18 protein-coding genes are annotated in these 26081 nt (G+C 65.3%); 6 read left to right on the top strand and 12 right to left on the bottom strand.

Translation table 11 applies throughout. The features are described from left to right. Positions 1-18 precede the first annotated feature (18 nt). From ACOOE2_RS15675 to ACOOE2_RS15665, 3 genes are all read left to right on the top strand, one after another. A complete protein-coding gene (locus ACOOE2_RS15675; RefSeq protein ID WP_420383925.1) occupies positions 19-7638 on the top strand; it encodes an MBG domain-containing protein in 7620 nt (2539 codons plus the stop codon). Between the two features lie 19 nt (positions 7639-7657). After that, positions 7658-9268 carry a sulfotransferase gene (locus tag ACOOE2_RS15670; protein WP_420383924.1) on the top strand — a complete coding sequence of 537 codons (1611 nt, stop codon included), beginning with the start codon at positions 7658-7660 and terminating at the stop codon, positions 9266-9268. Between the two features lie 119 nt (positions 9269-9387). Continuing rightward, positions 9388-9660: a hypothetical protein gene (locus ACOOE2_RS15665; protein WP_420383923.1), complete on the top strand. Its 273-nt coding sequence runs from the start codon at positions 9388-9390 to the stop codon at positions 9658-9660. Here ACOOE2_RS15665 and ACOOE2_RS15660 read toward each other — a convergent pair whose 3' ends face one another. Continuing rightward, a complete protein-coding gene (locus ACOOE2_RS15660) occupies positions 9661-10227 on the bottom strand; it encodes a hypothetical protein (RefSeq protein ID WP_420383922.1) in 567 nt (188 codons plus the stop codon). 157 nt (positions 10228-10384) lie between these two features. Here ACOOE2_RS15660 and ACOOE2_RS15655 point away from each other — a divergent pair, with 157 nt between their 5' ends. Beyond that, on the top strand, positions 10385-11143 hold the full coding sequence (locus tag ACOOE2_RS15655) for a cell wall hydrolase (protein ID WP_420383921.1): 759 nt from the start codon (positions 10385-10387) through the stop codon (positions 11141-11143). A 4-nt stretch (positions 11144-11147) separates the two neighbouring features. Here ACOOE2_RS15655 and ACOOE2_RS15650 read toward each other — a convergent pair whose 3' ends face one another. From ACOOE2_RS15650 to ACOOE2_RS15600, 11 genes are read right to left on the bottom strand one after another with little or no spacing between them, the layout of a single operon-like run. Beyond that, positions 11148-12011 (bottom strand): hypothetical protein, encoded by an 864-nt coding sequence (locus ACOOE2_RS15650; RefSeq protein WP_420383920.1) that lies wholly within the window; start codon positions 12009-12011, stop codon positions 11148-11150. Then, positions 12008-14038 carry a type II secretion system secretin GspD gene (gspD, locus tag ACOOE2_RS15645; RefSeq protein WP_420383919.1) on the bottom strand — a complete coding sequence of 677 codons (2031 nt, stop codon included), beginning with the start codon at positions 14036-14038 and terminating at the stop codon, positions 12008-12010. Before gspD ends, ACOOE2_RS15650 begins: the two co-directional genes overlap by 4 nt. Continuing rightward, on the bottom strand, positions 14035-14553 hold the full coding sequence (locus ACOOE2_RS15640) for a hypothetical protein (RefSeq protein ID WP_420383918.1): 519 nt from the start codon (positions 14551-14553) through the stop codon (positions 14035-14037). Before ACOOE2_RS15640 ends, gspD begins: the two co-directional genes overlap by 4 nt. Then, positions 14525-15076, bottom strand: a complete 552-nt coding sequence (gspM, locus tag ACOOE2_RS15635; protein WP_420383917.1) for a type II secretion system protein GspM — start codon at positions 15074-15076, stop codon at positions 14525-14527. The genes ACOOE2_RS15640 and gspM overlap by 29 nt, the downstream gene beginning before the upstream one ends. Positions 15077-15078: 2 nt before the next feature. Further along, the gene (locus tag ACOOE2_RS15630; RefSeq protein WP_420383916.1) at positions 15079-16077 is read right to left on the bottom strand and encodes a hypothetical protein; all 999 of its coding nucleotides are present in this window, start codon (positions 16075-16077) and stop codon (positions 15079-15081) included. Beyond that, positions 16074-16766, bottom strand: coding sequence for a PulJ/GspJ family protein (locus ACOOE2_RS15625; protein ID WP_420383915.1), 693 nt, complete (start codon positions 16764-16766; stop codon positions 16074-16076). The genes ACOOE2_RS15630 and ACOOE2_RS15625 overlap by 4 nt, the downstream gene beginning before the upstream one ends. Further along, positions 16763-17137, bottom strand: a complete 375-nt coding sequence (locus ACOOE2_RS15620) for a type IV pilus modification PilV family protein (protein ID WP_420383914.1) — start codon at positions 17135-17137, stop codon at positions 16763-16765. The genes ACOOE2_RS15625 and ACOOE2_RS15620 overlap by 4 nt, the downstream gene beginning before the upstream one ends. Next, entirely contained in the window at positions 17134-17550 is a 417-nt protein-coding gene (locus ACOOE2_RS15615; RefSeq protein WP_420383913.1) for a pilus assembly FimT family protein, read from the bottom strand. The genes ACOOE2_RS15620 and ACOOE2_RS15615 overlap by 4 nt, the downstream gene beginning before the upstream one ends. Further along, a complete protein-coding gene (gene gspG / locus ACOOE2_RS15610; protein WP_420383912.1) occupies positions 17534-17950 on the bottom strand; it encodes a type II secretion system major pseudopilin GspG in 417 nt (138 codons plus the stop codon). Before gspG ends, ACOOE2_RS15615 begins: the two co-directional genes overlap by 17 nt. Positions 17951-17955: 5 nt before the next feature. Then, positions 17956-19176, bottom strand: coding sequence for a type II secretion system F family protein (locus ACOOE2_RS15605; RefSeq protein WP_420383911.1), 1221 nt, complete (start codon positions 19174-19176; stop codon positions 17956-17958). Continuing rightward, positions 19173-20924 (bottom strand): GspE/PulE family protein, encoded by a 1752-nt coding sequence (locus tag ACOOE2_RS15600; protein WP_420383910.1) that lies wholly within the window; start codon positions 20922-20924, stop codon positions 19173-19175. Before ACOOE2_RS15600 ends, ACOOE2_RS15605 begins: the two co-directional genes overlap by 4 nt. Before the next feature lie 625 nt (positions 20925-21549). Between ACOOE2_RS15600 and ACOOE2_RS15595 the strand changes: the two genes are divergently transcribed. Together ACOOE2_RS15595 and ACOOE2_RS15590 are read left to right on the top strand one after the other, a co-directional pair. Next, complete coding sequence (locus ACOOE2_RS15595) at positions 21550-24189, top strand: substrate-binding domain-containing protein (protein WP_420383909.1); 2640 nt, start codon at positions 21550-21552, stop codon at positions 24187-24189. Between the two features lie 173 nt (positions 24190-24362). Then, positions 24363-26054, top strand: coding sequence for a ShlB/FhaC/HecB family hemolysin secretion/activation protein (locus ACOOE2_RS15590; protein ID WP_420383908.1), 1692 nt, complete (start codon positions 24363-24365; stop codon positions 26052-26054). Positions 26055-26081: the final 27 nt, after the last annotated feature.

Raw genomic sequence — 26081 nt, 5'->3', positions numbered from 1 at the left:
ATTTACAGGAGCGCGTCCATGCGTCTTTCCCGGTATAAACTGAACCTGACCGCCAGCGCGCTGGCTCTTTTCGCGACATCGTCCGGCGGCGCGGCCCTTGCCAACGCGCTACCGTCGAACGGTACGGTTGCCGCGGGCAATGCCAGCATTGCCGGCACTGCTTCGACGCTGACGGTCAATCAGTCATCGGCCAATGCTGTGATCAACTGGCAGAGCTTCAATGTCGGCGCAGGCGACAAAGTCGTCTTTGTCCAGCCGACGGTGAACAGCGCGACGCTCAACCGCGTCACTGGCAACACCACGTCGGTGATCGCGGGCGATATCACGGCCACGGGCACGGTCTACCTGATCAATCCGAATGGTATCCAGATCACTTCGACCGGCGCGATCTCGGTCGGGCGCGGGTTTGTGGCCTCGACGCTCGATCTTGCCGACAAGGATTTCCTGGCGGGCAAAGGCACGTTCAGCGGAACCGGTGGCAGCATCGGCAATGCGGGCAGCATCACGACGGCGAGCGGCGGGTTTGTTGGCCTGCTGGGCGGCAGCGTTGCAACATCGGGCCGGATCCTGGCGCCGGCGGGCCGGGTCGTCATCGGTGCGGGCACTGTAGCCACGCTTGATATCAATGGCGGCGGTTTCCTGCAGGTGGCGCTGCCCAGCGGCGCAGCGCTGTCGGCGGACGGTTCCGCCGCGCTCGTTTCGGGCGGCGCGGCGCGCGATGCGGTTCGCAACATGGTCAATCTGCCCGCCAGCGTGAATGCGCAAAGCCTGAGCGGCCGTTCGGGCAGCATCGATCTTGGCGGCAGCATCAGCGTCGATTCGGCCAGTGGCAATGCCGGCCACATCAAGGTGCTGGGCGACAGCCTGTCCGGCAATGCCACGCTGTCCGCCCGTGCGACGGGCGCCACCGGCGACGGCGGTCATATCGAGACCTCCGGCAATACCGTCGATTTCAGCGGATTTTCGATCACGACGGCTGCCACGCATGGCAAGACCGGCACGTGGCTGCTCGATCCGCTCGACCTGACGATCGATGCGGCGGGAGCGACATCGTTGTCCAATGCGCTGGCCACCAACAGCGTCATCCTGACGACATCGGGCGCAAACGATACGACCGGCACGTCGAGTGCGACCGGTTCGTCCACGGCGATCAGCCCCAGCTCCTATGGCACGGCCTCGACCGGCAGCGGCAATATCAACATCACCAGCGCAGTCAGCTGGAACAGCGCGAATTCGCTGACGCTGCAGGCATACAACAACATTGCGATCAGCGCGCCGATCACCGCACTGACGGGCTCGCTGGTGCTGACCGCAGGCAATGGCGTGTCGCAGACGGGCACTGTTACGGCAACCGCTGCGGTCAATGTCGGCATGTTCAGCCTGACCAACGGCAACTGGATGCAGAACAGCGCGAGCCTGCCGTCGTTTTCGGCCACGGATTTCAGCTTCGATACCAACAGCGCCAGTTTTCTGCGCGTGACGGGCGGGGCGGGCAGCGCTGGCAGCCCTTACCAGATTTCAGACGTCTATGGGTTGCAAGGCATCAATTCCGCCGCATTGCTCGCGTCCAGCTTTGTCGTGACGGGCAATATCAGCGCGTCCGGCACGTCGGCGTGGAACGCCGGCGCGGGCTTTCTGCCGATCGGCACCGATGCCAGCGATACCATCGTGGCAGGCACCGGGTTTACCGGCAGCCTCGACGGGCAGGGCCACACGATCAACGGCCTGACTATCAATCTGCCGAGCGCGGACAATGTCGGGCTGTTCGGCGCGATCGGTTCGGGCGGCGTGGTGCAAAACCTGGGCGTGACCGCAGTGTCGATCACCGCCAACAGCAATCTCGGTGGCCTGGCCGGCGAAAACCAGGGGACGATCACCAACAGCTATTCGACCGGTACCATCAACGAAAACGGTGCGGGTTTTGCCGGGGGCCTCGTCGGGCAGAATTTTGGCACGATCGGCGGATCGAATTCGAGCGCCGTGGTCAAGGGCTCCGATGTGATCGGCGGCCTGGTCGGCAGCAATGCCAATATGAGCACGATCACCGGCAGTTTTGCCACTGGCGCCGTGACGCAAAGCGGTACGGTCGGCGATGGTGGTGGCCTTGCCGGCCAGAATTACGGCACGATTACCGACAGCTATGCGACAGGCGCGGTGCGTGGTGGCACGTCGGTTGGCGGGCTGGTCGGCTTCAACGCCGGTGGCGCGAAAATCCTGGGAAGTCATGCCACAGGCCAGGTGTTCGGCAACGATCCGACCAACGGCATTGCCGGCGGTCTGGTCGGCGACAATGGCGGGGCGATCGCCAACGATGCCGCCGGCGCGAGCTATGCGACCGGTGCCGTCAGCGGCACCATCAATGTCGGCGGGCTGGTCGGACAGGTCGATGCCAGCGGCACGGTCATCGGCGCCTACGCGACTGGCAAGACAACCGGCACGGCATCGAATGTCGGCGGGTTGGCGGGCAATTCGGATGGCTCAATTTCGCAAAGCTATGCCTCCGGTGCTGTCCAGGGCGCGAATTTCGTCGGCGGCCTGGTCGGGGCCAATTACCATTCGATCAGCGACACATACGCCACCGGTGCGGTGACGTCGGGCGCATTGAAGGGGCTAGCCAACGCGGGCGGGCTGGTCGGCCAGAATGCGCCGTTGCCCGGCAATGTTGCTGCCACGATTACCACCAGTTACGCCACGGGTGCGGTAAAGAGCACGGTCTCGACCGCCACGGCGCTTGGCGGCCTGGTCGGGTCGAACCTGGGTACCGTGACTGCCTCGTTCTTCAACACGCAGACCACTGGCCGGACCGATACCAATGGCGGCACCGGTGTGACGACGGCGGCAATGCAGAATTTGGCGACGTTTACAGGCGCCGGCTGGGCGATCGACGACGCCGGCGGCACCACCAATACCTGGCGTATCTACAACAGCAGCACCACGCCGCTGCTGCGTATTTTCCTCGCTCCGCTGACGATCACCGGCAATTCGGCCACCATCACCTATGACGGCAACGCGCATTCGGTCAGCGGCTATACAGTGCCTGCCAATGCCAACAGCGCCGAAATCCTGGGCACCGCGACCAACCCGAACGTCACGGGGACCAACGCTGGCACCTATACGGCAGCGCTGACCGGACTCTATTCGAACCAGCAGGGGTATGACCTGAACCTGGTACCGGTGTCGCTCACAATCAGCGGGGCGCAACTGACGGCGATCACGGCCGGGCTGATCGGTACGACGACCAAGGCCTATGACGGCACCACCGTCGCCACGCTGACCTCGGGCAATTACCAGCTGAGCGGCTTCGTCAACGGGCAGGGCGCTACAGTCAACCAGACGGTCGGCACCTATGGCTCGGTCAATGCCGGCAGCGGTATTGCGGTCACGGCGAGCCTGAGCAATTCGAACTTCGTGCCCAATTCGGGCACCAATCTGTCGAACTACATGCTGCCGACCAGCGCCACCGGCATGATCGGCGTGATCACGCCCGCCGCCCTGAGCGTCACCGCCACCGCGCAGACGCGCACCTATGGCGCGACCAATCCGGCGCTGACCTATTCCCAAACCGGTCTGGTCGGCAACGATACGTTGACCGGCAGCCTGGCGACTGTCGCCACCAGCGGCAGCAACGTCGGCACGTACGCGATCACGCAAGGGTCGCTCGCCGCAAGCAGCAATTACACGTTGAGCTATACCGGCGCCAATCTGGGCGTCACGCCGGCCAGCCTGACCGTGACCTACAACGCGGCGGCCGCATCATCGACGTATGGCACGACGCCTTCGGGCCTGACCGGCACGGTTTCGGCGACAGGCCTGGTCAACAACGACACTGTCGGCGGTGTCACCAGCGGGACCGCCGCCTGGGCGACGCCTGCGACATCGGCAAGCAATGTCGGCACGTATGCGATCAACGGCGCGGGGCTGTCGGCCGCGAGCAGCAACTACAACGTGACGTTTGCGCAAAACGCCGCGAACGCCGCCGCACTGACGATCAATCCCGCCAGCCTGACCGTGACCTACAATGCGGCGGCGGCATCGTCGGTTTACGGGACGACACCTTCGGGCCTTACAGGCACGGTTTCGGCGACGGGGCTGGTCAACAATGACACGGTCGGCAGCGTCACCAGCGGCACGGCGGCCTGGACCACGCCGGCGACGTCGTCGAGCAATGTCGGCATGTATGCGATCAATGGCTCCGGGCTGCAGGGCGCAAGCGGCAATTACACTATCGCGTTTGCGCAAGGCACGGGCAACGCGACGGCGCTGACGATCACGCAAGCGCAACTGACCGCGATCACCGCGGCGCTGACCGGCACGGCCACCAAGACCTATGACGGCACCACCATTGCCACGCTGACCTCGGGCAATTATCAGCTCAGTGGCTTCGTCAACGGGCAGGGCGCGACAGTCAACCAGACCGTCGGCACATACGGTTCGGCCAATGCCGGCAGCGGCATTGCGGTTACGGCCAACCTGAGCAATGCCAATTTCGTGGCTAATTCGGGCACCAACCTGTCGAACTATGCGCTGCCCAACAGCGCCACCGGCATGATCGGCGTGATCACGCCGGCCAGCCTGACAGTCACCGCCAGTGGCCAGACACGCACCTATGGCGCGGCCAATCCGGCGCTGACGTATTCCGAAACCGGCCTCGTCAACGGCGATACGCTGACCGGCAGCCTGGCGACCACCGCTACCAGCGCCAGCAATGTCGGCACCTATGCGATCAGCCAAGGGTCGCTTGGCGCCAGCAGCAATTACACGCTGAGCTACATCGGCGCCAATCTGGGCGTCACGCCTGCCAGCCTGACCGTGACCTACAACGCGGCAGCGGCCTCGTCGGTCTATGGCACGACGCCTTCGGGCCTGACCGGCACGGTTTCGGCGGCGGGCCTGGTCAACAACGACTCCCTGGGCGGCGTGACCAGTGGCACGGCGGCCTGGACCACGCCTGCAACGTCGACGAGCAATGTCGGCACGTATGCGATCAACGGGTCCGGACTGATCGGCGCGAGCGGCAATTACAATGTGGCCTTTGCGCAAAATCCCGGCAACGCGAGCGCACTGACCATCACCAAGGCGCCGCTGATCGCCGTTACTGCCGGCCTGACCGGCACGATCTCAAAGACCTATGACGGCACCACTGTCGCCACTTTGACCTCGGGCAATTACCAGCTCAGCGGTTTTGCCAACGGGCAGGGTGCTGTGGTCAACCAGACAGTCGGCACGTATGGTTCGGCCAATGCCGGCAGCGGCATTGCGGTCACGGCCAACCTCAGCAATGCCAATTTCGTGGCCAATTCGGGTACCAACCTGTCGAACTATGCGTTGCCCAACAGCGCCACCGGCATGATTGGCGTGATCACGCCGGCCAGCCTGTCGGTCACCGCCACGGCGCAGACGCGCACCTATGGCGCGGCCAACCCGGCGCTGACCTATTCCGAAACCGGCCTCGTCAACGGCGACACACTGACCGGCAGCCTGACGACCACCGCTACCGCCGCCAGCAACGTCGGCACGTATGCGATCACGCAAGGGTCGCTCGCCGCAAGCAGCAATTACACGTTGAGCTATACCGGCGCCAATCTGGGCGTCACGCCGGCCAGCCTGACCGTGACCTACAACGCGGCGGCCGCATCATCGACGTATGGCACGACGCCTTCGGGCCTGACCGGCACGGTTTCGGCGACAGGCCTGGTCAACAACGACACTGTCGGCGGTGTCACCAGCGGGACCGCCGCCTGGGCGACGCCTGCGACATCGAAGAGCAACGTCGGCACGTATGCGATCAACGGTTCAGGCCTGTCAGGCGCGAGTGGCAACTACAACGTGACCTTTGCGCAAGGCGCGGGCAACGCGACAGCACTGAAGGTCAATCCGGCCACACTGACCGTTACCTACACCGCCAATGCCGCATCGAGCACCTACGGCACCACGCCGGCCGGCTTGTCGGGCAGCGTCGGCGAAACCGGGCTGGTCAATGGCGATACGGCGGGCAATGTTGTCGGTGGCACTGCCAATTGGTCAACAACCGCAAGCGGTACCAGCAATGTCGGCACTTACGGCATCAGCGGCAGCGGCATCGCCACCACCAGTGCCAATTACACGATCAACAGCGTGCAGGCCGCCGCCAACGCCAGCGCGCTGACGATCAATCCCGCCAGCCTGTCGGTCACGGCCAGCGGCCAGACACGCACGTATGGCGCGGCCAACCCGGCGCTGACCTATTCCGAAACTGGCCTCGTCAACGGCGACACGCTGACCGGCAGCCTGACGACCACCGCTACCGCCGCCAGCAACGTCGGCACGTATGCGATCACGCAAGGGTCGCTCGCCGCAAGCAGCAATTACACGCTGAGCTATACCGGCGCCAATCTGGGCGTCACGCCGGCCAGCCTGACCGTGACCTACAACGCGGCGGCCGCATCATCGACGTATGGCACGACGCCTTCGGGCCTGACCGGCACGGTTTCGGCGACAGGCCTGGTCAACAACGACACTGTCGGCGGTGTCACCAGCGGGACCGCCGCCTGGGCGACGCCTGCGACATCGACGAGCAACGTCGGCACGTATGCGATCAACGGTTCAGGCCTGTCAGGCGCGAGTGGCAACTATAACGTGACCTTTGCACAAGGCGCGGGCAACGCGACAGCACTGAAGGTCAATCCGGCCACACTGACCGTTACCTACACCGCCAATGCCGCATCGAGCACCTATGGCACCACGCCGGCCGGCTTGTCGGGCAGCGTCGGCGAAACCGGGCTGGTCAATGGCGATACGGCGGGCAATGTTGTCGGTGGGACTGCCAATTGGTCAACAACCGCAAACGGTACCAGCAATGTCGGCACTTACGGCATCAGCGGCAGCGGCATCGCCAGCACCAGCGCCAATTACACGGTCAATAGCGTGCAGGCCGCCGCCAACGCCAGCGCGCTGACGATCAATCCCGCCAGCCTGTCGGTCACGGCCAGCGGCCAGACACGCACGTATGGCGCGGCCAATCCGGCGCTGACGTATTCCGAAACCGGCCTCGTCAACGGCGACACGCTGACCGGCAGTCTGGCGACCACAGCCACCAGCGCCAGCAATGTCGGCACCTATGCGATCACGCAAGGGTCGCTTGGCGCCAGCAGCAACTATACGCTGCGCTATACAGGCGCCAATCTGGCGGTGACCCCTGCCAGCCTGACCGTGACATATGTCGCCACACCGGTGACCATTGCTCCGGGCGCACCGCTGCCCGCTCTGACGGGGTCGATCAGCGCAAACGGGCTGGTCAACAACGATACGATCAAGGGAGTGACTGGTGGCACGGCAGTCTGGACGACGACGGCCCTTAGCGGCAGCAATCCGGGCGTGTTCCCAATCGTCGGCAGCGGACTGACCGCGGCCAGCGGCAATTACACTTTCACGTTCAACCAGGCGCCGGGCAATGCTAAAGCCTTGTTGATCGCGCAACCGGCGGCTGCGCAATTCGGGTCCAACTCGCTGCCGCGAATGGCGCCGGGCGCCGACGGGAGCATGACGGCAAGTGACAGCCAGGCGATCTATGGCAACAACAACGTCAGCCAGCTGGACCTCGATACCGGCATCACGACGACGGCTTGCGCGCCGGGGGCACGGTGTCCTGCGCGTAACTGAGACGGCTTAACCTGGCCGCGTGGACGAATCGGCTGACCTGCGGCGCGCGCTGGCCGATGCCAGCCATGGCATGGCCACCGGCGCGATTGCCGTCGCGCGCGGCCGTGCCGAAGACGCGCTGGCAATCAATCCGGGCGACCTTGCGGCGCGGTTGATCGCCAACCAGGCCGCGTTCCTGCTTGGCGACTTCGCGGCCGCGCTTGCGCATGTCGAGCACGGCGAAGCGTTGCATCCCGAATGCGCGGACTTTGCCCTGCGGCGCGCCCGTGTTCTGCTGGTGTCGAACGACACCGGCGCGGCGCGGGCGGCGCTGGCCGTCGCCGAAGCAAAGCTGACCGCATCGGGCGACACGCCGGCCGATTGCGCGACGCTGTGGGGCATGATCGGTGACGCCCATGCGTTGCTGAACGATTTCGAGATGGCCCGCGCCGCGTACGTCCGGGCCATCGCGGGCGCGCCCGAGTTGGCGCTGCACCATTTCAACCGCGCCGTCATTGCGCGCTATCTGGGCGATCCCGCTGCCGCCGCCGCCGGTTTCGAAGCCACGGTGGCACGCGAACCGTTTCACGCCGAGGCGTGGCTCAATCTGGTGCAACTGGTACGACAGACACCTGGCGCCACGCATGTCGCAACGATCGAAGCCCTGCTGGCGCGCCTGCCGGAAAGCGTGCAGACCGCGCGCGCGCGGTATCAGCTGCATTACGCGGCGGCGAAATGCCACGAGGATCTGGGGGAGGGCATGGCCAGTTTCGTGCATCTCGATGCCGGGGCGCGCCTGATGCGCGCCTCGCTGGCCTACGATGTGCGCGGCGATCTGGGCATGATCGATCTGTTGCGCCGCAAATTTCCACAAGGCCAAACGCCTGCGCCGGTGCGCGGTTTCCGCGGTATCCGGCCGATCTTTGTGCTGGGGCTGCCCCGGTCGGGCTCGACCGTGGTCGAACGCATCCTGACCAGCCACAGCCAGGTGGGGACAGTCGGCGAATCATCAGCGTTCGCGCGGGCGCTGGCCGATGTGGCGCGCAGCGCCGGCGTCGATCCGTCCGACGCCGGAGCGCTGATCCTGGCCAGCCGGCGGCTCGATCCGGCAGCGATCGGCCGGCGCTATGCCGAACTGACCGCGCCTTGGCGCGGGCCGGAAGCATGCTTTGTCGACAAGCTGCCGGACAACTGGCGGCTTGTCGCGCTGATCGCCCGCGCGCTGCCCGACGCGCGCATCGTGCACACCACGCGCGATCCGATGGGTACTTGTTACGCGCTGTACAAGACGCTGTTCAACCAGACCTGCCCCTGGAGCTATGACCTTGACGAACTGGTGGCGTATTATGGTGCCTATCGCGGGCTGATGGCGCATTGGCGCGGGGTGACGGGCGTGCACATGATCGAGATCGCGCATGAAACGCTGGTCGAGCGGCCCGAACCCGTGATCCGGCAGCTGCTCGCCGATTGCGGGCTCGAATGGCAGCCGGCGTGCCTGGCGTTCCACGAAAACCGCCGTCCCAGCACCACGCAAAGCGCCGCGCAAGTGCGCGCGCCGCTCAATCGTGACGGGGTCGACCAATGGCGCCGGTTCGCGCATTTGCTGGGATCGCTGCGCAGCCGGATCGACGCGCTGGGCCCATTGGCGTGATGGGCTGCGTATAACTCCGTAGCTAATCGCCGGCCCGATTTCACCGGATTTTGAAGCACCGTGGTTAGGTTTGGACACAGCGGCGCAAGGTTGCGCCGGCCATCGCGGAAAGCCTTACAATGTCATCGGCCCCAAACCCTGTGCCGCAGCAGCGCGCCCTGACTCACGCAGAATCGGCGGATCTGGCGCGCGAAGTGATCGATCGTGCGCGCCAGGCGCTGCGTGCGGGGCGGGCCCCACCGCCGCGCGCGCCGGCTGCACGCAGGGCCCGTCTGCGCGCCGCAGCGCGCGCGGTATCGCGTGTGACGTCGCTGCCGGGTTTCGAGCCCGGTTGCATTGGCGCGTGCCTCATGCTGTGCGCCGCAAACATCGCGTTGCACATGCACCCTTGATCAGGCAGGCCGCCGCATCGCCTCGTGCGCCATCTTGCCGGTCACGATCCTGCACGTACCCTGATAGAAATGCTCCGGCTGATAATGGGTCAGTTCGGTCGCGCGCATCATGAACAGGCTGGCCGTGCCATGTTCGATGTCGACCGGATGGACGACGATCATGTTGAGCAAGGGGCCCTCGATCGTCGCGCTCAGTTCCACGCGATCGGGCCACATATCGACGATGCGCCCGAACTGCGAAGACGGCTGGCCGGAAATATGATCGGGATCGTGCACGATGCGCGTGCGCGGATCGACCGGGGGCGCATCTTCGGCAGCATCGGGCGGGCGGCCCACCAGCGCGGGTATCCCGGGCAGGAACAGGGTGAACGCATGATGCCCGTCGAACGTCAGCTGATCTGGCGTCTGTTCGATATGCGGGTCGAAATTGGTAATATGCCCGATCGAGCAGGTCAGCAGGCGGTCGGGCAACTGTGCAGGATCCGCCACAGCAGGCGCGGCCGCAAGGCCGATCGATACTGCAATTGCCATCGCCAGGCGCTGGCCAATCCGCTTTGCTCGAATCACGTTTCACATCCCCGGTCGCACAACCCATCACCGGTCGGCAATCCCTCCTTTGCGCGCGAATGTGTCAATCAAATGAAACAAATTTCGGCCACTAGGCAAAGGGGGCGTGGGGGAAATCTTAACCGTGTTTTGGGGTCATTCCAGACTGTTGTCGGCGTTGCAAGCTGCTGTCCTGCTGATCGGGGCGGCGGGATCGGCCCACGCGCAAGTTGCCGATTCGCAAGGCGATGTCGCGCTGGTCGCGCCCGCTGCCGTGCCGCTGTTTGGCGGGCCCGCGATCGATGCCGCACCAGTTGCAGACAGCCGTGACCGCGCGCTCGATTGCATGAGCCTGGCCATCGCCTACGAAGCCGCCGGTCAGCCGGTGTCCGGGCAGGAAGCTGTCGGCCAGGTCATTTTGAACCGCACGCGCGATGCCCGTTTTCCCAAGACCGTGTGCGGCGTGGTGTTTCAGGGATCGTCGCGCTCGACCGGGTGCCAGTTCTCGTTTGCCTGCGACGGATCGTACAACCGCCGCATGTCCGACACGACGCTGACGTTGGCGCGCAGCATCGCGCAGACCGTGCTCGACGGCGCAGTGCCGGATCATGTCGCCGGCGCCACGCATTATCACGCCGATTACGTGCTGCCCTATTGGGCCGCCACCGGGCAACAGGTCGCCCGCATCGGCGCGCATATCTTTTACCGGATGCCGGGCAGTGCTGCGCACTGGACCCGAGGGCTGACCGGCGTGCAGCCAGAGCCCGAAGACGAGGCGGTGCCCGCGATCGGCCGTTTCACCGCCCCGCGCCGCGTGTTGGCGCGCCATGGCCGCCGCCCGGTGCCGAACCTGCGCATCGCACAAGGCGCCGCTGCCTCTCCGCACGCGATGTTTGCCCCATGGGGTCTTGCGGTCGCTGCGGCCAGTCCGGACTGAGACGTTATCGCACCGCGTGGATGAGATAGGGCTGCGCGGGTTTGCCGGTGACGACGATCACCACTTCGCGATGGGCGTGACCGCCATCGGGCGTCTGCGCATCGACGATGATGGTCAGCGGGCGGTTCAGGAACTGCCCCGGCTTGACAATTTCCAGCGCCACCTGCTGGCCATCGGCTTCGCGCCGGGCCTGGATCGCCTCGGGCGTCAGGTCGCCATTGGCAGTCATCGCCGCGATCGCGCCGGGCTGGGCATAGGTCGGATCGAACGCCTGAATATCGGGATCGACCGTGACATAGCCGCGCAACCGCTCGGCCAGCCGTGGCCCGAACCCGCGCACCCGCGCCAGCTCGTCCACGGTCAGCGGCCCGCCGTTGCGCGGGCCATACCCCTGACGGGCGTACCATGCGCTTTCGGCGCCGGCGCTGCGCGGCTGGTCATCGTCATCGAGCCAGTCCTGCAGCGAATCGCTCGCGATCGTCAGGTTCTCGCCCGACAGGCCAGCCTGTTCCAGCATGCGCGCGGTGGTGTCGGCCTCGACATGGCCGAGCGGGATCTTGCCGCGCTCGTCCACCACATGCACGGTGATCCGACTGCCATCGAATTCGATTTCACGCGCGCGTCCGTGCACCAGCGCCAGAAACTGGTCATTGCCTGTAACAACGCCGTGCTCGGCAATCGCCAGGCCGGCATCGGCAGCGGCATCGGCGCGCGCGCGCGCCATTTCGCCAGCGCCGGCGGCAATCGAGACGCGCGTCGCAGTGACGACCGAGAGCGCCAGCGCACCGAACACCGCGATCGCCGCCACCGCGGCGATCAGGCCATAGCCCTGTTCGCACGCGGGGACAGGACGATCGGGACCGATCAAGGGATCCCGCCCTCGCTGCGCAGCCGCGGCAGCGCGTGAAGCTTGCGCGCAAGCTCGTCGGTAATGCCGCGCGCATCGTCTTCTGTGGCGATGACATGGGGCTTCAGCAGCACGATCAGTTCGGTGCGGGTGTCCTTGTATTGGTGCGTGCCGAACAGGCCGCCGACGATCGGGATCTGCGACAGGAACGGAATGCCGTTCTTGCTGACGGTCTTGGTGTCGCTGAACAGGCCGCCAAGCGCGATCACCTGGCCATCGTGGACTTCGACCGTGGTCGATATCTTGCGCGTCGAAATCGTCGGAGTAATGCCTTCGATGGTCGATCCGCCGGTCGACCCGCTGACCCCGCTGACCTCTTGTGCGACATCGAGCTGGACCACGCCGCTGGCATTCACGCGCGGCGTGATCTTAAGGATGATGCCGGTGTCGGCATAGGAAATCGAGGTCGAGGTGCCGTTGGCATTCGATGTGCTGCCGGTCTGGGTCGGTACCTGGTCGCCGACTTGCAGCGATGCAGTCTGGTTGTTGAGCACGAGCAGTTTTGGCGCCGAGACGACTTTGACATTGGTGTGCTGCTGCAACGCGGTCAGCGTTGCCGAAATGCTGCCCTGCGCATAGAAAAACGACAGGCCCGGAAATGTCTGGGCCTGCGGCACGCCGTTGCCGGTGTTGGCATAACCGACCTGGCTGCTGCCGCTCGGGTTCGAATAGTTCCACTGCACGCCATAGGCCAGATCGTCGGTCAGCGTGACTTCGGTGATCGCCGCTTCGATCAGGATCTGCTTGGGCGTGATATCCAGCTTGCGCAGCGCATCCTCGACGATCGCGTATTGCCGCGCCGTGCCGAAGACGATGACGGCGTTGTTGGTATCGTCGGCGGTGATTTTGGCCTGCGCCGGGCTCGCGCCCGAGCCTGCAGCATTTGCGCGCGTCGGTGCGGCGACAGGCGCGGCCGGAACGGCGCCGGGCTGGGGCAGACTGGCGCCCGCCGACTGACCTGCGCCGGCCTGATCGGCGGACGCGTTGTCCGCGCCGGATATTCCGCCATAGGCCGCGTTGATCGTCTTGGTCAGATCCTTGGCGCGGCTGTTCTGCACCCGGTAGACAAAGATCCGCCGCTCGTTGTTTTCGCCCTCGCGATCGAGAATTTCGACCCAGCGGCGCACATCGTCGAGATACTGGCGTTGCGTGCTGATCGCCAGGATGCCGTTGAGTTGATCCATCGCGATCAGCCGGACGAGCCCGTGGGTGGGCGAGTCAGGCGCATTGATCAGCTTGTCGAGCGATGGCACGATCAGCCGGGCATCGGTCTTTTCGGGGATATACAACGCAAAGCTGGTGTTGCGCAGCCAATCGACATCGAACTGGTGCAACAGGTCGCGCGCGCTGGCGCGTTGCCCGGTGGTGCCCGAAATGGTCACCATGCCGATCGCCGGATCGCTGGCCGTCACGACGCCGGGCAGCACGGTATCGAGCAGTTTGCGCACCTCGTCGGCGTTGATGAAGTGCAGCGTGATCACCTCGCTGCCCGACCCGGTCATCTCGGGCGCGATCGGCGCACGCGCGCCTGCGACGTTCTGGATTTCATAGCCACCGGCCACCGGCACCAGCGCCAGGCCCGATTGGCGCAGCGCTGCCTCGAACAGATCGAGCAGCGCGCCTTTCGTCACCGGGTAGGGCGTCGACAGCGTGACCGTTGCAGTGACGCCTTGCGCCACGGTATAAGTCTTGTGCAGCAAGTCGCCCAGCACTGTGGACGCGACCGCGCGCACATCGGCATTGGGGAAATTGATCGTGATATCGCCGTGCGCAGGCGGTCTTGCGGCCGCCTGCGGCATCATCGGCATTGCGGCCGTGCCGGGCACGACCGTGGTCCGCACCGGGCGATCGAGCACGCTTGTCGGGTCTTTTTCGTCGGCAATCGCCGGCGTGGCGGGGATATCGATCGGGGGGCGCGCGGCAGTCGTGCCCGGGCAGGACAGCGACATCACGGCGATTGCGGCGATAGTGTTGGTCGATCTGGTCATTGGTCATCCGCTGTCGGTTTGGCTGCGTGCGGGGGAAGGGACGGTACCGGGTGCGTGCCGTACGGCAGCGCGATGATGCGGTGGCGGCCGCGCGAAAGATCCGCACCGCCGGGCGTCAGCGCGTCGATCCGCCATCCGGCCAGCCTGTCGCCCACCGCCAGATGGCGCACCATGCCATCCGCACGCTGGACCACGCCGACGCGGCGCCGGCCTTCCTGAACCACGCCGGCGATCACCGCGCCGCCCAGTGGATCGGGCGGTGGGGCGGGGCGCGCCTCGGGTGCGCGCACGGCAACCGGCACGAATGGATCGTGCGCGATCAGTATCGCCGGGGGCAGCACCACCAGCGGCGGCTCCGGCGGCAGCGTCACCCCGATGCGCGCGGGCAGCCCGCCTGTCGCCAGATCGACATGGCCGGGCAGTGCCAGCTGAACGCCTGCCGCCGCCACCAGCAGCGGTAGCAGCAGGAACGGCAGGCGCGCCGGGCTACCGCCGGGCGGCGGCGTGAAAGGCAATCGCGATTTCAAGTTTCACATCCAGACTTGCAGCGGCGCCCGACAGCAGCGCGTCATCCGCGCTGACCGACAGGCCCTTGATGGTAACCAGCGGCGTGGCATTTTCGATTGCGGCAATCAGGGGCGCCAATTTGCCCGCGGGCACGCGCATCGCCACGCGCGCGGCGATCATGCCGGGTGCGCCGGGCAGATCCTCCGCGCCATGGAACTCGGCGCCGACCGCATTGGCGGCCGCCTGCATCCGGTCGCGCAGCGCATCGGCAGCGGTGGGCATGTCGGCCGCGTTCAGCGTGTACAGGTCCGCCTGATGCGCGCGGGCGGCGGCCTGGCGGCTGAGCCGGGGGATCGCGGCGATCGTGCGCTCGTTGGCGGCATAGCGCGCCTGCAGCGCCTCACGCTGCTGCGCGCGTGCGGCAAAACCGCTGATCAGCGGATCGACCACGACCAGGTCGAACAGCCCCAGCGCCGCGATCAGCAGCAACACCGCGACCAGGCGCGATTCGCGGGGCGCGAGCGCGCGCATGGTCAGCGTTTGCCCAATTTGAGCGTGATTTCAAACGGTTCGCCCAATGGCGACGGCGCGGCATTCGATGTGTCGCCATAGCGCGCCACCGCCATGCCCGCTGTGCGCAACGCGCCGGACACGTCGGCCTTTGCCGGATGAAATCCGGCGAGCTTCACGCTGTCGCCGGTCCAGGTAAAGCGTTGCAACCACGTGCCGGAGGGCAACGCGGCATCGATCCGCGCGAGCAGCGCCAGCGGTTCGCGTTTACGCCGGGCGGTCACCGTGGCGGCCGCGATCGCGTCCTCGCGGCGCATGCGCGCAATGATACCATGCGCGACATTGACTGCGGGGGCCTGCTGATCGACCAGCGCCGACATCGTATCGAGCGTGGCGGTATCGCGCCACACCAGCAGGCCCATGTTGATCAGGAACAGGAAGGCCACGGCCAGCCACAGCGGCGCGGCCGACCGCTCTACGCCGCCGGCCAGTCCCGCAGCGCGCAACGCGGGCAGCAGGTCGACAGGCTGCGCAAGCCCCGGTTCGGGCGCACCGACCAGCACCGCCGCCGGCACGCGCGGCGCATGCGCCAGCGCGAGCGACAGCATCTCGGCCCGGGCGCGCGGCAACCCGGCGACTTCGACCTGTATCCGGCCGGGCCCTGCCGGTCCGCGCGCGGACGCCGCCAGCAGCGCCTCGCCGCGCGCCAGCGGCATGATGCGATCTGCATCGAGCGTGATCAGCTTGTTCAGATCCCGCGCGCCCAGCGCAGGGGTTTCGATCAGCCGCGTCAGCACCAGATCACGCGGAAGAACCACCGCGAGCGGCGCGCGCGGCCGCGCGTCACCGATCGGGTCGAGGCGACCGCTGAGCGGATCATACAGGGACAGTGCCAGCCGGCGGTGCCGACCCTCGCGCCAGCGGCGCGGCACCAGGCCGGCCAGTTCGCCCAGCCACCAGCGCCAGCCTTGCTCGGCCCAGCCGCGCAAAGTCTGCATATCGGCGTTCAGCAACCCGCTCATGCTGCGACGGCCTTGACCGGCGCGCAACCGGCATCGCCGGGTGCCACTGCGCAGGGGTCGGCAACCGTGCCGTGCGGGCGCACGATCAGGTCGGGCCAGGTGCGCGGGTCGCCGGGCGGAAAGCTGACCCGCACGCGCACCAGTTGCGGCAGCGTAGCGCGATGCGACCAGTTGTCCTGCCACACCAGCCCTTGCGCGGGCGCATACGCATTCTGCCCGAGATAGCGGATTTCGATCGCGGCTGTGCCCGAAACCAGCGGGCGCGCGGTCCAGCCGACTGTTGCGGCATTGTGCGCATCGACCCGCTGATCCAGCGAATTGGCACTGAACAGAGTCAGGTCGCCACCGGGATCGCGCGCGATGCGGAAATAATGGAGCGCGTCGGGACGGTCGCCCTCGGCCGGTTCGGCCAGGAAGTCGACCCGGTTGTCGAGCCCGGCAAAATCGATCGTGCCGGCGCCAGCCTGCGCATCGGCCACCGGCACGGCGCTGGCCAGTCGGTGGCGCAGCACGAATTGCGCAGTGGCGACCGTATCGACGCGGCTGTCGCCCTTGTCCGCCAGATCGAGACTGAGCCCGATCCGCCCGATGCCCGTCGCCAGCAGGGCGGCCGCGATGCCGAGCACGGCCAGGCTGACCAGCATCTCGATCAGGCTGAAACCCGCTGTCCGGGCGTTCGGCACAGTCATGGCGCGATCCGTACCGTGGTCAGCCGCGCCAGCGGGGCATGGAGCGGATCCTCGACCGTGATCGTCAGCTGTTCCAGCCGGTTGTGGGCAAACGCATCGCTATCGCCGTAATTCCGGCGATCGATATGCCATTGCAGATCGCCCCACTGGCCCTGTTCGTCGGTCAGCCCGCCCGCTGCGCGATCGAGCTGCGACTGCGCGACCATCAGCGCCTCGCGGCGCTGGCGGACCATGTGCCGGGTGCGGGCATTGGCGGTGACGGTGGCAAACAGCGTCAAAGTGATCACGGCGATGATGGCCAGCGAAATCACGGCCTCGACCAGCGAAAAGCCGCGCTCGCGCGCAATCATGGGGCAGGGGGCGGCGGTCATGGGGCAAAGCTGGCCCGCGCAGTGGCGGGATCGACGGTGTAGCGGCTGCCGGCTGCGCCGATGTGGATCAGGCCGGTCGCCCCCGCTGTCGATCCGTCACCATAGACCACGACCCCGCCGGCGGGCCAGTCGATCGAAACGCCCCGTGGCAGGGCGATCGCTGCGCCGTCGGACAAAACCAGCTGCGCAGGCGTCTCGGCGGTCAGGCTCACGGTGACCGGCGCGTCGCGGGTCAGTGCCAGATTGCGCGCGCGCGCGATCGTCAGCGTCAGCGTCCCGCGCGCCTGCGCCAGCGCGGTGCGCGACAGCAGCTGGCCGACCGCCGGCCAGCCAAGCCCGGTGATCAGCGCCATGATCGCCACGGCAATCATCATTTCCAGCAGCGTGAAGCCGCGCTCACCAGTTGCCGACATCTTTGGCCTCGCCGGTGCCACCGGGCTGGCCGTCGGAGCCAAGGGAAAACACATCGACATCGCCGTGATCGCCGGGGATCTTGAACTGATAGGGTTTGCCCCAGGGATCGTTGAGCGCGGCGGCGTCGTTCAGATAAGGCCCGTTCCACGCCGGATCGGTCGCCGGCGCCTTGACCAGCGCGCCCAGGCCCTCGTCGGGCGTCGGAAAACGCCCGGCGTCGAGCTTGTACAGCTCCATCGCCGCCTCGATATTCTTGGCCTGAACATGCGCGGATTGCGTGCGCGAGCTGCCCAGATAACGGATCACCTGCGGGCCGACGATCGCGGCCAGCAGACCCAGGATCGCCAGCACGACCAGCAGTTCCAGCAGGGTGAACCCGCGCTCGCGGGTTGGGGTCATTGTCGTCATTGGGAAACCGCCAGATCATTGAAGCCGAGGATCGCCGTCATGATCGAGGCGATGATCGTGGCCACGACCGCCCCCAGCACCACCGTGATCGTAGGCGTAAGAATAGCCACCAGCCGTTCGAGCCGGGTGCGGACATCGCGATCGAGCACGATGGCGAGGCGCCGCAGCATCAGCGCCAGTTCCGAGGTCTCTTCGCCGGTGCGCACGAACGCCAGCGCCAGCCGGGGCAGCACGCGCGTCGCGGCCAGCGGCCCGGCCAGCCCGCCACCTTCGCGCAGGCCTTCGGCAACTTTGCCGATGGCGGCAGCCATAACCGAATTGGCAATCACCCGCTGCGACAGCACCAGTGCGGCAGGCAGCGCCACGCCGCCCTCGACCAGCGCGCCCAGCGTATGCGCAAACCGCGCGGTGTCGATCCGCCGCAACAGCTCGCCCAGCAGCGGAACGCGCAAAATCTGCGCATCGATCCGCTTGCGCACCGCCGGGCGGCGCAGACCCTGGCGCAGGGCGAGCGTGATCCCGATCAGCACGATCAGAGCCCACAATCCGTCTTCGCGCAGCAGGCGGCTGGCGCCGATAACGGCCAAGGTCGCGGCGGGCAGTTTTGCGCGCGTGTTGTCGAGCAGGTGCTCGAATTGCGGCACCACATACAGCAGCATCAGGCCGATCACGCTGACCGCGATGACCAATAGCGCGATCGGATAGATCATCGACGTGACGAGGATGCGCTGCAGCGCTGCCTCCTGCTCCAGCATGTCGGACAGGCGTTCCAGCGCATCGGCCAGCTTGCCGCCGGCTTCGCCAGCTTCCGCCATCGCCGCTTCGGCAGGGGTAAACAGCGCCGGATTATCGAGCATCGCGCGCGACAGCGGAGCGCCTTCGCGCACCGCGATCAGCAGCACGCCCATCGCCTGCGCGGCGGCGGCATTCTCGATATTGTCGATGGCCAGCGCCAGCGCGCGATCCAGCGGCAGCCCGGCGCCGAGCAGCACCGCCAGTTCGCCGATCAGCGCGCGGCTGATCGCGCGCGGCTGGCGCCGGGTCTTGCCCGCTGGCTTGGCCGTGCCGGCGGCCAGCGCGCGCAGATCGATCGGCGTGGCGCCGGTGCGACGGATGCGCGTGATCGCATCGCCTTTGTCGCTGGCCTCGATCTCGCCCGAAACCTGGCTGCCGTCGGGGCGGACCGCGCGATAGCGAAAGGCGGTCGCGGTGCTCATTCGCCGCTCGCCACCCGCAGGATTTCCTCGATCGACGTCTGGCCGGCCGCCGCCTTGGAAAACCCGTCGCGCATCAGGCTGTGAAACCCGGATTGCTGCGCCGCCGCCTCGATCGCGCCAGGTTCGGCGCGTTGCGTGATCAGCCGGGCAATGGCCGCATCGATCACCAGGAATTCGAACACCGCCAGCCGCCCGCTGTAACCGGTCTGGCGACAATCATCGCAGCCGGTGGCGCGATGGAATTGCTGATCGGGCAATCCCAGCCCGCTGCGCAAAGCGGCATCGGGCCAATACGGTTCGCGGCAGGCCATGCACAGCCGCCGCACCAGCCGCTGTGCCAGCACGCCGGCCAGGACCGAACCCAGCAGGAACGGTTCGACCTCCATGTCGATCAGCCGGCTGATCGCGCCGGCCGCGGTGTTGGTATGCAACGTCGACAGGATCATGTGGCCGGTCAGCGCGGCCTGCACTGCGATCTGTGCGGTTTCGGTATCGCGAATCTCGCCGACCATGATCACATCGGGATCCTGGCGCAGGAACGAGCGCAGCGCGGCGGCAAAGGTAAACCCGATCGACGGCTGGACCTGCGTCTGGACCACACCGTTCAGCCGGTATTCGATCGGGTCTTCCACTGTCAGCAGCTTGCGCTCGACACTGTTGATCGCCGACAGCGCCGCGTACAACGTGGTGGTCTTGCCGCTGCCCGTGGGCCCGGTCACCAGCACGATGCCGTGCGGCCGGCCGACGACTTGCGCAAACCCTTGGGCAAGCGTGTCGTCGAAGCCCAATGCGGCGAAATCGAGCGTCAGGTTCGAGCGGTCGAGAATACGCATGACCACGCTTTCGCCGTGGATCGATGGCGAAGTCGCCACGCGAAAATCGATCTCGTGGCCACGCACCGCCAGCCGCAGGCGCCCATCCTGCGGCAGGCGGCGTTCGGAAATATCCAGCCCCGACACGACCTTGATGCGCGACACGATCGCGCTTTTCATCGCCTGCGGCAATCGCGCGACTTCGCGCAGCATGCCGTCGATGCGATAGCGCACGACCAGGCTGTCATCGGCGGGTTCGAGATGAATGTCCGACGCGCGCGTATCGACGGCTTCGGCGATCAGGCGGTTGACCGCGCGGATCGCCGGCGCATCGCTGATCAGATCGCGCAACCGGTCGATATCATCGGCATTGGCGGTATCGTCGATCTGCCACGGCTGGTCATCGCCCTGGCACAGGCGTTCGATTGCGGCATCGATATCGCTGGCCCGCGCAATCACGCGCCGCACCTGGCCGCCGAAGACGAAGTGGAACGATTGTGCGACAAACGGGTCGAACGGATCGACCACAGCCACGCATACGCCATGGGCATCGCGCGCGATCGGCACGGCACGGATATCACGCAGGAAATCGGCAGCGATCGGCTGGTCGAGCGCGAAGGGCGCGCGCAAGTCATCGCTTTGCGCGACCGGCAGTCCGCTGGCGAGGGCGAGATGGTCGCACAGCGCGCTTTCGCTGAGCAGGCCAAGCCGCGTGACCACCGCCTCCAGCCGCTCACCGCTTTCGGTCGCGACCAGTTGCGCGCGGACGAGCGCCTCGCGGCTGATGATATTGCGGGTTTCGAAGACTTCCAAGATCGAGATTGCGACCGAATGTCCCGGTGCGTGCAGGATTGATGCGGCGACGCCGATTGCGCGCGAATCGTCGCTCGTCGCGCTGCCCTGGGCGGCCAAATCGGGGGTGTCGGAGAGAGTCACGTTCTTCCAATTCCCACGTTCTGCCAGCCCGCCGGTCGCGATGGCGTGGCCTGTGCCTCGTTGCCTGTCCCGGTTTCCTGGCACGCCGGCTGCGCATGATCCGGCGGGCACATAGGTCGGAAAACGCTTGGAAAACGCCCGCGATGCCCCGACCCACGCTCCGCATTTATGCGGAATTTGCGTCAGCATTGTTACAAATTTGACGGGATCGTGCGCATGCAACCGATGTGTAAAAAAAGCCTGATGGCATTAAGTATTCGACAGGAATTTTGTGCATTGAAATAAATGTAACACATAAATGTAATCAATTGTGTCTAGACCTCCGTCGTCGGCAGGGATGACTTGCCGTCCTTGGGGGGGATGCTGGGCTAGTCGCCACTAAATCCCATGAAATTGCAGAAACTTGGGAATTCTCCCGGGTATTTACTCTACGAATTCAACGAATCTACTTGATTTTGTTGGATTTTTAGAGCGTTTCCGTTTGTCTTGTTGATTGCAGGATGTCCAGTTGTGTCGGGGTTGCTCGCGAGATCGGGCGGTGCCGGTGCGCACCCACGCCCCGGCCATGGCGTGGTTGTCTGTGCATCGTCTGATTGGGTCATTTCACCTGTTGGAGATTTCACCAATGTCGAATTTCAAATCTTCCCTGCTGCTCGCGACGGCCATTGCCGGCGTGACTGCCTCGTCTGCCGCTTCGGCGCAGACCTATCCTGCTCCTTTCGCCATCCAGGCGTACGAAGCCGACGCCACTGTCGTTAACGTCGCGCAGGCGCCTGCTGCTCCGCTGTCGCTCGCCGACAACCCTTTTGCGATCCAGGCGCCTGGCAATCCCGCCACGTACGTCATCACCACCAACGGCACGACCGCGCCGACCTCGACCCCTGACATCTACGGCAACCCGCAGTATGCCGCTGGTGCCGGTTACACCGTGTTCGACGGCGACTATTCGATTCATGGCGTCGGTTCGACCGCCGTCCAGAACGTCCTGGTCCGCACGATGAATTGCTTTGGCACGCCTAACCCCCTTGCCAACGGCCAGGCTGTTGCCGGCGGTTCGGGCCCGACCGGTGGTTCGCTGAATGTTGGCAGCAAGACGATCCTGGCCAACACATACGCTGGCACGCCTTCGCTGACCTGCAACAACGGCACGTTCGCTGCATATGCACCGGGTAGCCAGCCTGCCGGCGCGATCCAGTACAGCGCCTACACCACCTATTCGGGCGGCGTGGCCAACAATTCGAAGAGCCTGTACTTCATTCCTGGCTCGAACATGACCGAACTGCAGCCACAGTTCAGCGATTACTCGGTGACCACCGGCAACCTGGCCGCGTATGGTTTTTCGGGCAAGTACGTCGGTTCGGGTTCGGGCCTGGGTCAGAAGGCCTGGGAATACGCTTCGGACGTTTTCGATGACGGCTACGGCAAGACGACGAGCCAGCCTGGTTCGACTTCGAACGTGCCAAACCCGTTCGTCAGCATTGCCGGCCAGAACGCCTGGAGCCACGTGCAATATGCGTTTTCCGACGCTCCGATCGTTCAGTCCAACCTGACGCTGTACAACGCAAACGCATCGACCAAAGCTGGTCCTGCGGTTGAATTCCCGCTGTTCGTCGTTCCGGTCGCGATCGTCTACAACACGGTCTATGCATCGACGCCAACCAAGACGATGACGTTCAACGCCAAGGGCAAAGCGGTTTATGCCGGTTCGACCACCGCTGTTGCGTCCCTTCAGCTGACGGGTTCGCTGTATTGCGGCATCTTCAACGGCATGATCACCAACTGGAACGATGCGGCGCTGACGCAGGCGAACAAGAACATCCCGCTGTTCGATCCGATCAACGATACGGCTGCACGCTGGGGCACATCGGGTGCGCCGATCCGTCTGGTTGGCCGCATGGACAACTCGGGCACGACCGACATCTTCACGCGTCACCTTGCCGCCGTCTGCAGCCAGGACAAGATCTACGGCAGCGGCGCCACTTCGACCAACAACTACTATTCGGCACCGGGCGTCACCGCGCCGTTGCTGCCCGTGGCAGACAAGCGCAATTTCGTTGGCAACAAGTACCTGCATAATGCTCAGACCCTGCCCTATTCGGCAACAACCGGTCTGAACTACACGTCGATCCGCTCGGACACGCATATCGATGGTTCGGCTTATTCTGCAGGCAACGACGCCGGCACAGTGAACACGATCTCGGGTGACTACTGGACCGGCAGCGCCATCGGCAACATCGGTACCACCACCAATGGCGGCACGGCTGTTGCACCGGCAACCCCGACCAAGACCAATGGTAGCGGTCTGTTCATCGTCGCCAACGGCGGCAGCGCAGTTGCTGCCACGATCAACTACGCGCCGGATTACGATGCCATCACCAGCACCTACAACAACACCAGCGCAACCGACTCGAACATCTTGTACAACGGCAAAGTCGGCTACATCTCGGCCGACGTCGTGACCGGCAGCGACGCTGTCGGTACGCCTGCGACCGGGTTCCTGCGCGCTGCGGTTCTGGCGACACTGCCAAACAGCTACACCCCAACCGGCGGCATCTATGCCTACACGTTCTACGCGCCGACAGTGAAGAACGCGCTTTCCGCGTTCAACACCCAGGGCGGTACCCTGGCGTTCCTGCCACCCGAATCGGATGCCTCGGGCAACTACGTACCGTCTTCGAGCTCGGCGACTTCGGCTTCGGGTGGCCAGATCGTTCGTTCGAACCCCTTCGCCTGGACTGACCAGTTCTATCAGAACGGCACGCCTTACGGCACCGGCCTCCTGTCCGGTACCTACAGTCTTGCCCAGCCAAGCCAGGGTTTCCCGATCGTTGGGACCACCCAGATGCTGACCTACACCTGCTTCGTTTCGCCAGGCAACCGTCAGGCGATCGCCGACCTCGTCGCCACGCTGACCAGCGCGCTGACTGTCGACTCGACCAATACCAAGATCAACAAGAATGCCTTCACCAGCCCGTCGCCTGCGATCCCTGGCATCATCGCCAGCTCCAGCATCGGAATCGTGCCGGCGGCCTGGCAGGTTGCGGTTGCCCGCACCTTCCTGCAGGGCACTTCGGACGTGAACCAGTCGACGACCGGTGGCGGCACCGCCAACACCGGTTACGCAGCCTCGCCGCTCAACTTCACGAGCGCCGTGGTTCCGACCAAGGTCAAGGTATCGGCCGGTGTGTTCACGTACACCCCGACCACGCCGAACCAGAAATGCGCCGAAGGCGGCAATGGCTCGGGATTGCTGGTTGGTCTCTGATCACCCAGTCTGACCGTTACGTCTGCAAAACGGGGGCTCCGGATCGTTCCGGGGCCCCTTGTTTTTGTGTGTGGTCCCGTTGCGGGCCACAGCGACCGTCGATCGGTCGCAAAATGTCACAGAAGTTAAACACAAAGTTACCAAGGTCCATATGGGGGCCGCGGGGATATTCAGTGTCATTCAGTAAATTGCGCCTGCGCCCGATATGGGTTTGCGGCGCGCTGGCCGGGTTGCTGGCAAACGGGGCGGGCGCGGTTGCCGCGATTGCCCCTGATGCCAAGTCGCTTGCGCCCGGCGCGCCAGGCGCAACCGTGCCCGCCGTCCAGGGTCCCGCGCCGGACAAATTCTTTATCCAGGCCTTCGATGTGAGCGGCGTCACACGACTTTCAGCTAGTGAAGTCGAGCGGCTGGTCTATGCGCACAGCGGGCCGGGGCGCACCAAGGACGATGTCGAGGCTGCGCGCAAAGCCTTGCAGGACGCTTATGCTGCCAAGGGCTATGGCGCCGTGCTGGTCGATGTGCCGACCCAGGATCATGACAGCTTTGCGCAGGGCATCGTGCAGATCGCGGTGAGCGAGGCGCCTGTCGGCCAGTTGCATGTTTCGGGCAGCAAATACCATTCGCTGTGGGTCGCGCGCGAGCAGGTGCCTTCGCTGGTCGAGGGCAAGCCGATCAACCTGAAGGTCCTGCAGGCCGAGGTCGCCACGGCCAACCATTTTCCCGACCGCCTGATCAATCCCCAGTTCAAGCCCGGCAAGGTCAGCGGCGAAATCGATGTCGATCTGGCGGTCACCGACGAACGTCCGCTGCATGCCAATTTCGCTATCGACAACGATGCCAGCCCGTCGACCAAGCCGCTGCGCCTGACACTGGGCGTGCGTTATACCAATCTGTTTCAGGCCGGGCAGTCGATCTCGGCGACCTATGTGGTGGCGCCGCAAAAACGGTCCGACACCGAAGTGTTTGCCGGGTCATACACCGTGCCCATTCTCAATTCGCCGTGGACGGTGTCGCTGTCGGGCTATCATTCGAACAGCAATGTCGCCTCGCTCGGCGGGTCGGCGGTGCTGGGCAACGGGTTTCAGGTGGGTGGGCGGCTGCTGTATCGCCTGCCAGTGTCGGCCGGATCGCAGACATTCAGTTTCGGGCTCGATTACAAGGACTTCAAGCAGAAGATTGTGGTCAACGGCGTGCAGGCCAGTACCGCGCCGATCCGCTATGTGCCCTTCGAGGTGCAATATGCCCGGGCCGGCGCAAGCGAGCACACCAGCTACGATCTCTCGCTCGGCGTGACGACGGGTTTGCGCGCGTTTCACCAGGTCGTCTGCGTCGAACAGGGTACGACATGCGTGCCCGCCGATGCGTTCCAGAACCGGGGCAGCTTTACTTTTGAAAACTTTGTGCGCGTCAATCTGGGCGCGGATTTTTCGTACGCGTTCAAGAACGACATGATCGCTGCGTTCAAACTGGCCGGCCAGTTTGCCGATGCGCATCTGGTGACCAACGAACAGTTCGCCGGCGGCGGCATGCAGACGGTGCGCGGCTACCTGTCTTCCGAAGCGGTCGGCGACAACGGCATCGAGCCGAGCCTGGAATTGCGATCGCCGTCGTTTGCCACCGTGTTTGGCCGCTGGCTGAGCGAGGCACGGTTCTACGGCTTTGTCGACAGCGCGTTCCTGCATGTCGACAGCGTGCTGCCCGGCCAGATCAATGCCTATCGGCTGGTCAGTGCCGGCGGCGGGCTGCGCACGCGGCTGTTTACGCACTTTACTGCCGAAGTGCTGGCCGGCGTACCGCTGACCAATGGTCCGGCAACGCAGCGTTTTCATCCCCGGGTCGATTTTCAGGTCAAGGGGGATTTCTGATGATGTTTCTATCTGGGGGGAATTCCA

The sequence above is a fragment of the Novosphingobium sp. genome (genome assembly GCF_965214355.1).
Classification (GTDB): Bacteria; Pseudomonadota; Alphaproteobacteria; order Sphingomonadales; family Sphingomonadaceae; genus Novosphingobium.
This window is presented reverse-complemented; position numbering and strand designations above follow the sequence as displayed.

Bases quoted from the DNA above. Each gene is read 5' to 3' on its own strand.
- ACOOE2_RS15665 (WP_420383923.1), top strand. From the start codon at position 9,388: ATGTCATCGGCCCCAAACCCTGTGCCGCAGCAGCGCGCCCTGACTCAC.
- ACOOE2_RS15615 (WP_420383913.1), bottom strand. From the start codon at position 17,550: ATGTCGGCAACTGGTGAGCGCGGCTTCACGCTGCTGGAAATGATGATT.
- ACOOE2_RS15675 (WP_420383925.1), top strand. From the start codon at position 19: ATGCGTCTTTCCCGGTATAAACTGAACCTGACCGCCAGCGCGCTGGCT.
- gspD (WP_420383919.1), bottom strand. From the start codon at position 14,038: ATGACCAGATCGACCAACACTATCGCCGCAATCGCCGTGATGTCGCTG.
- ACOOE2_RS15630 (WP_420383916.1), bottom strand. From the start codon at position 16,077: ATGAGCGGGTTGCTGAACGCCGATATGCAGACTTTGCGCGGCTGGGCC.
- ACOOE2_RS15620 (WP_420383914.1), bottom strand. From the start codon at position 17,137: ATGACCGCCGCCCCCTGCCCCATGATTGCGCGCGAGCGCGGCTTTTCG.
- ACOOE2_RS15605 (WP_420383911.1), bottom strand. From the start codon at position 19,176: ATGAGCACCGCGACCGCCTTTCGCTATCGCGCGGTCCGCCCCGACGGC.
- ACOOE2_RS15595 (WP_420383909.1), top strand. From the start codon at position 21,550: ATGTCGAATTTCAAATCTTCCCTGCTGCTCGCGACGGCCATTGCCGGC.
- gspM (WP_420383917.1), bottom strand. From the start codon at position 15,076: ATGCGCGCGCTCGCGCCCCGCGAATCGCGCCTGGTCGCGGTGTTGCTG.
- gspG (WP_420383912.1), bottom strand. From the start codon at position 17,950: ATGACCCCAACCCGCGAGCGCGGGTTCACCCTGCTGGAACTGCTGGTC.
- ACOOE2_RS15625 (WP_420383915.1), bottom strand. From the start codon at position 16,766: ATGACTGTGCCGAACGCCCGGACAGCGGGTTTCAGCCTGATCGAGATG.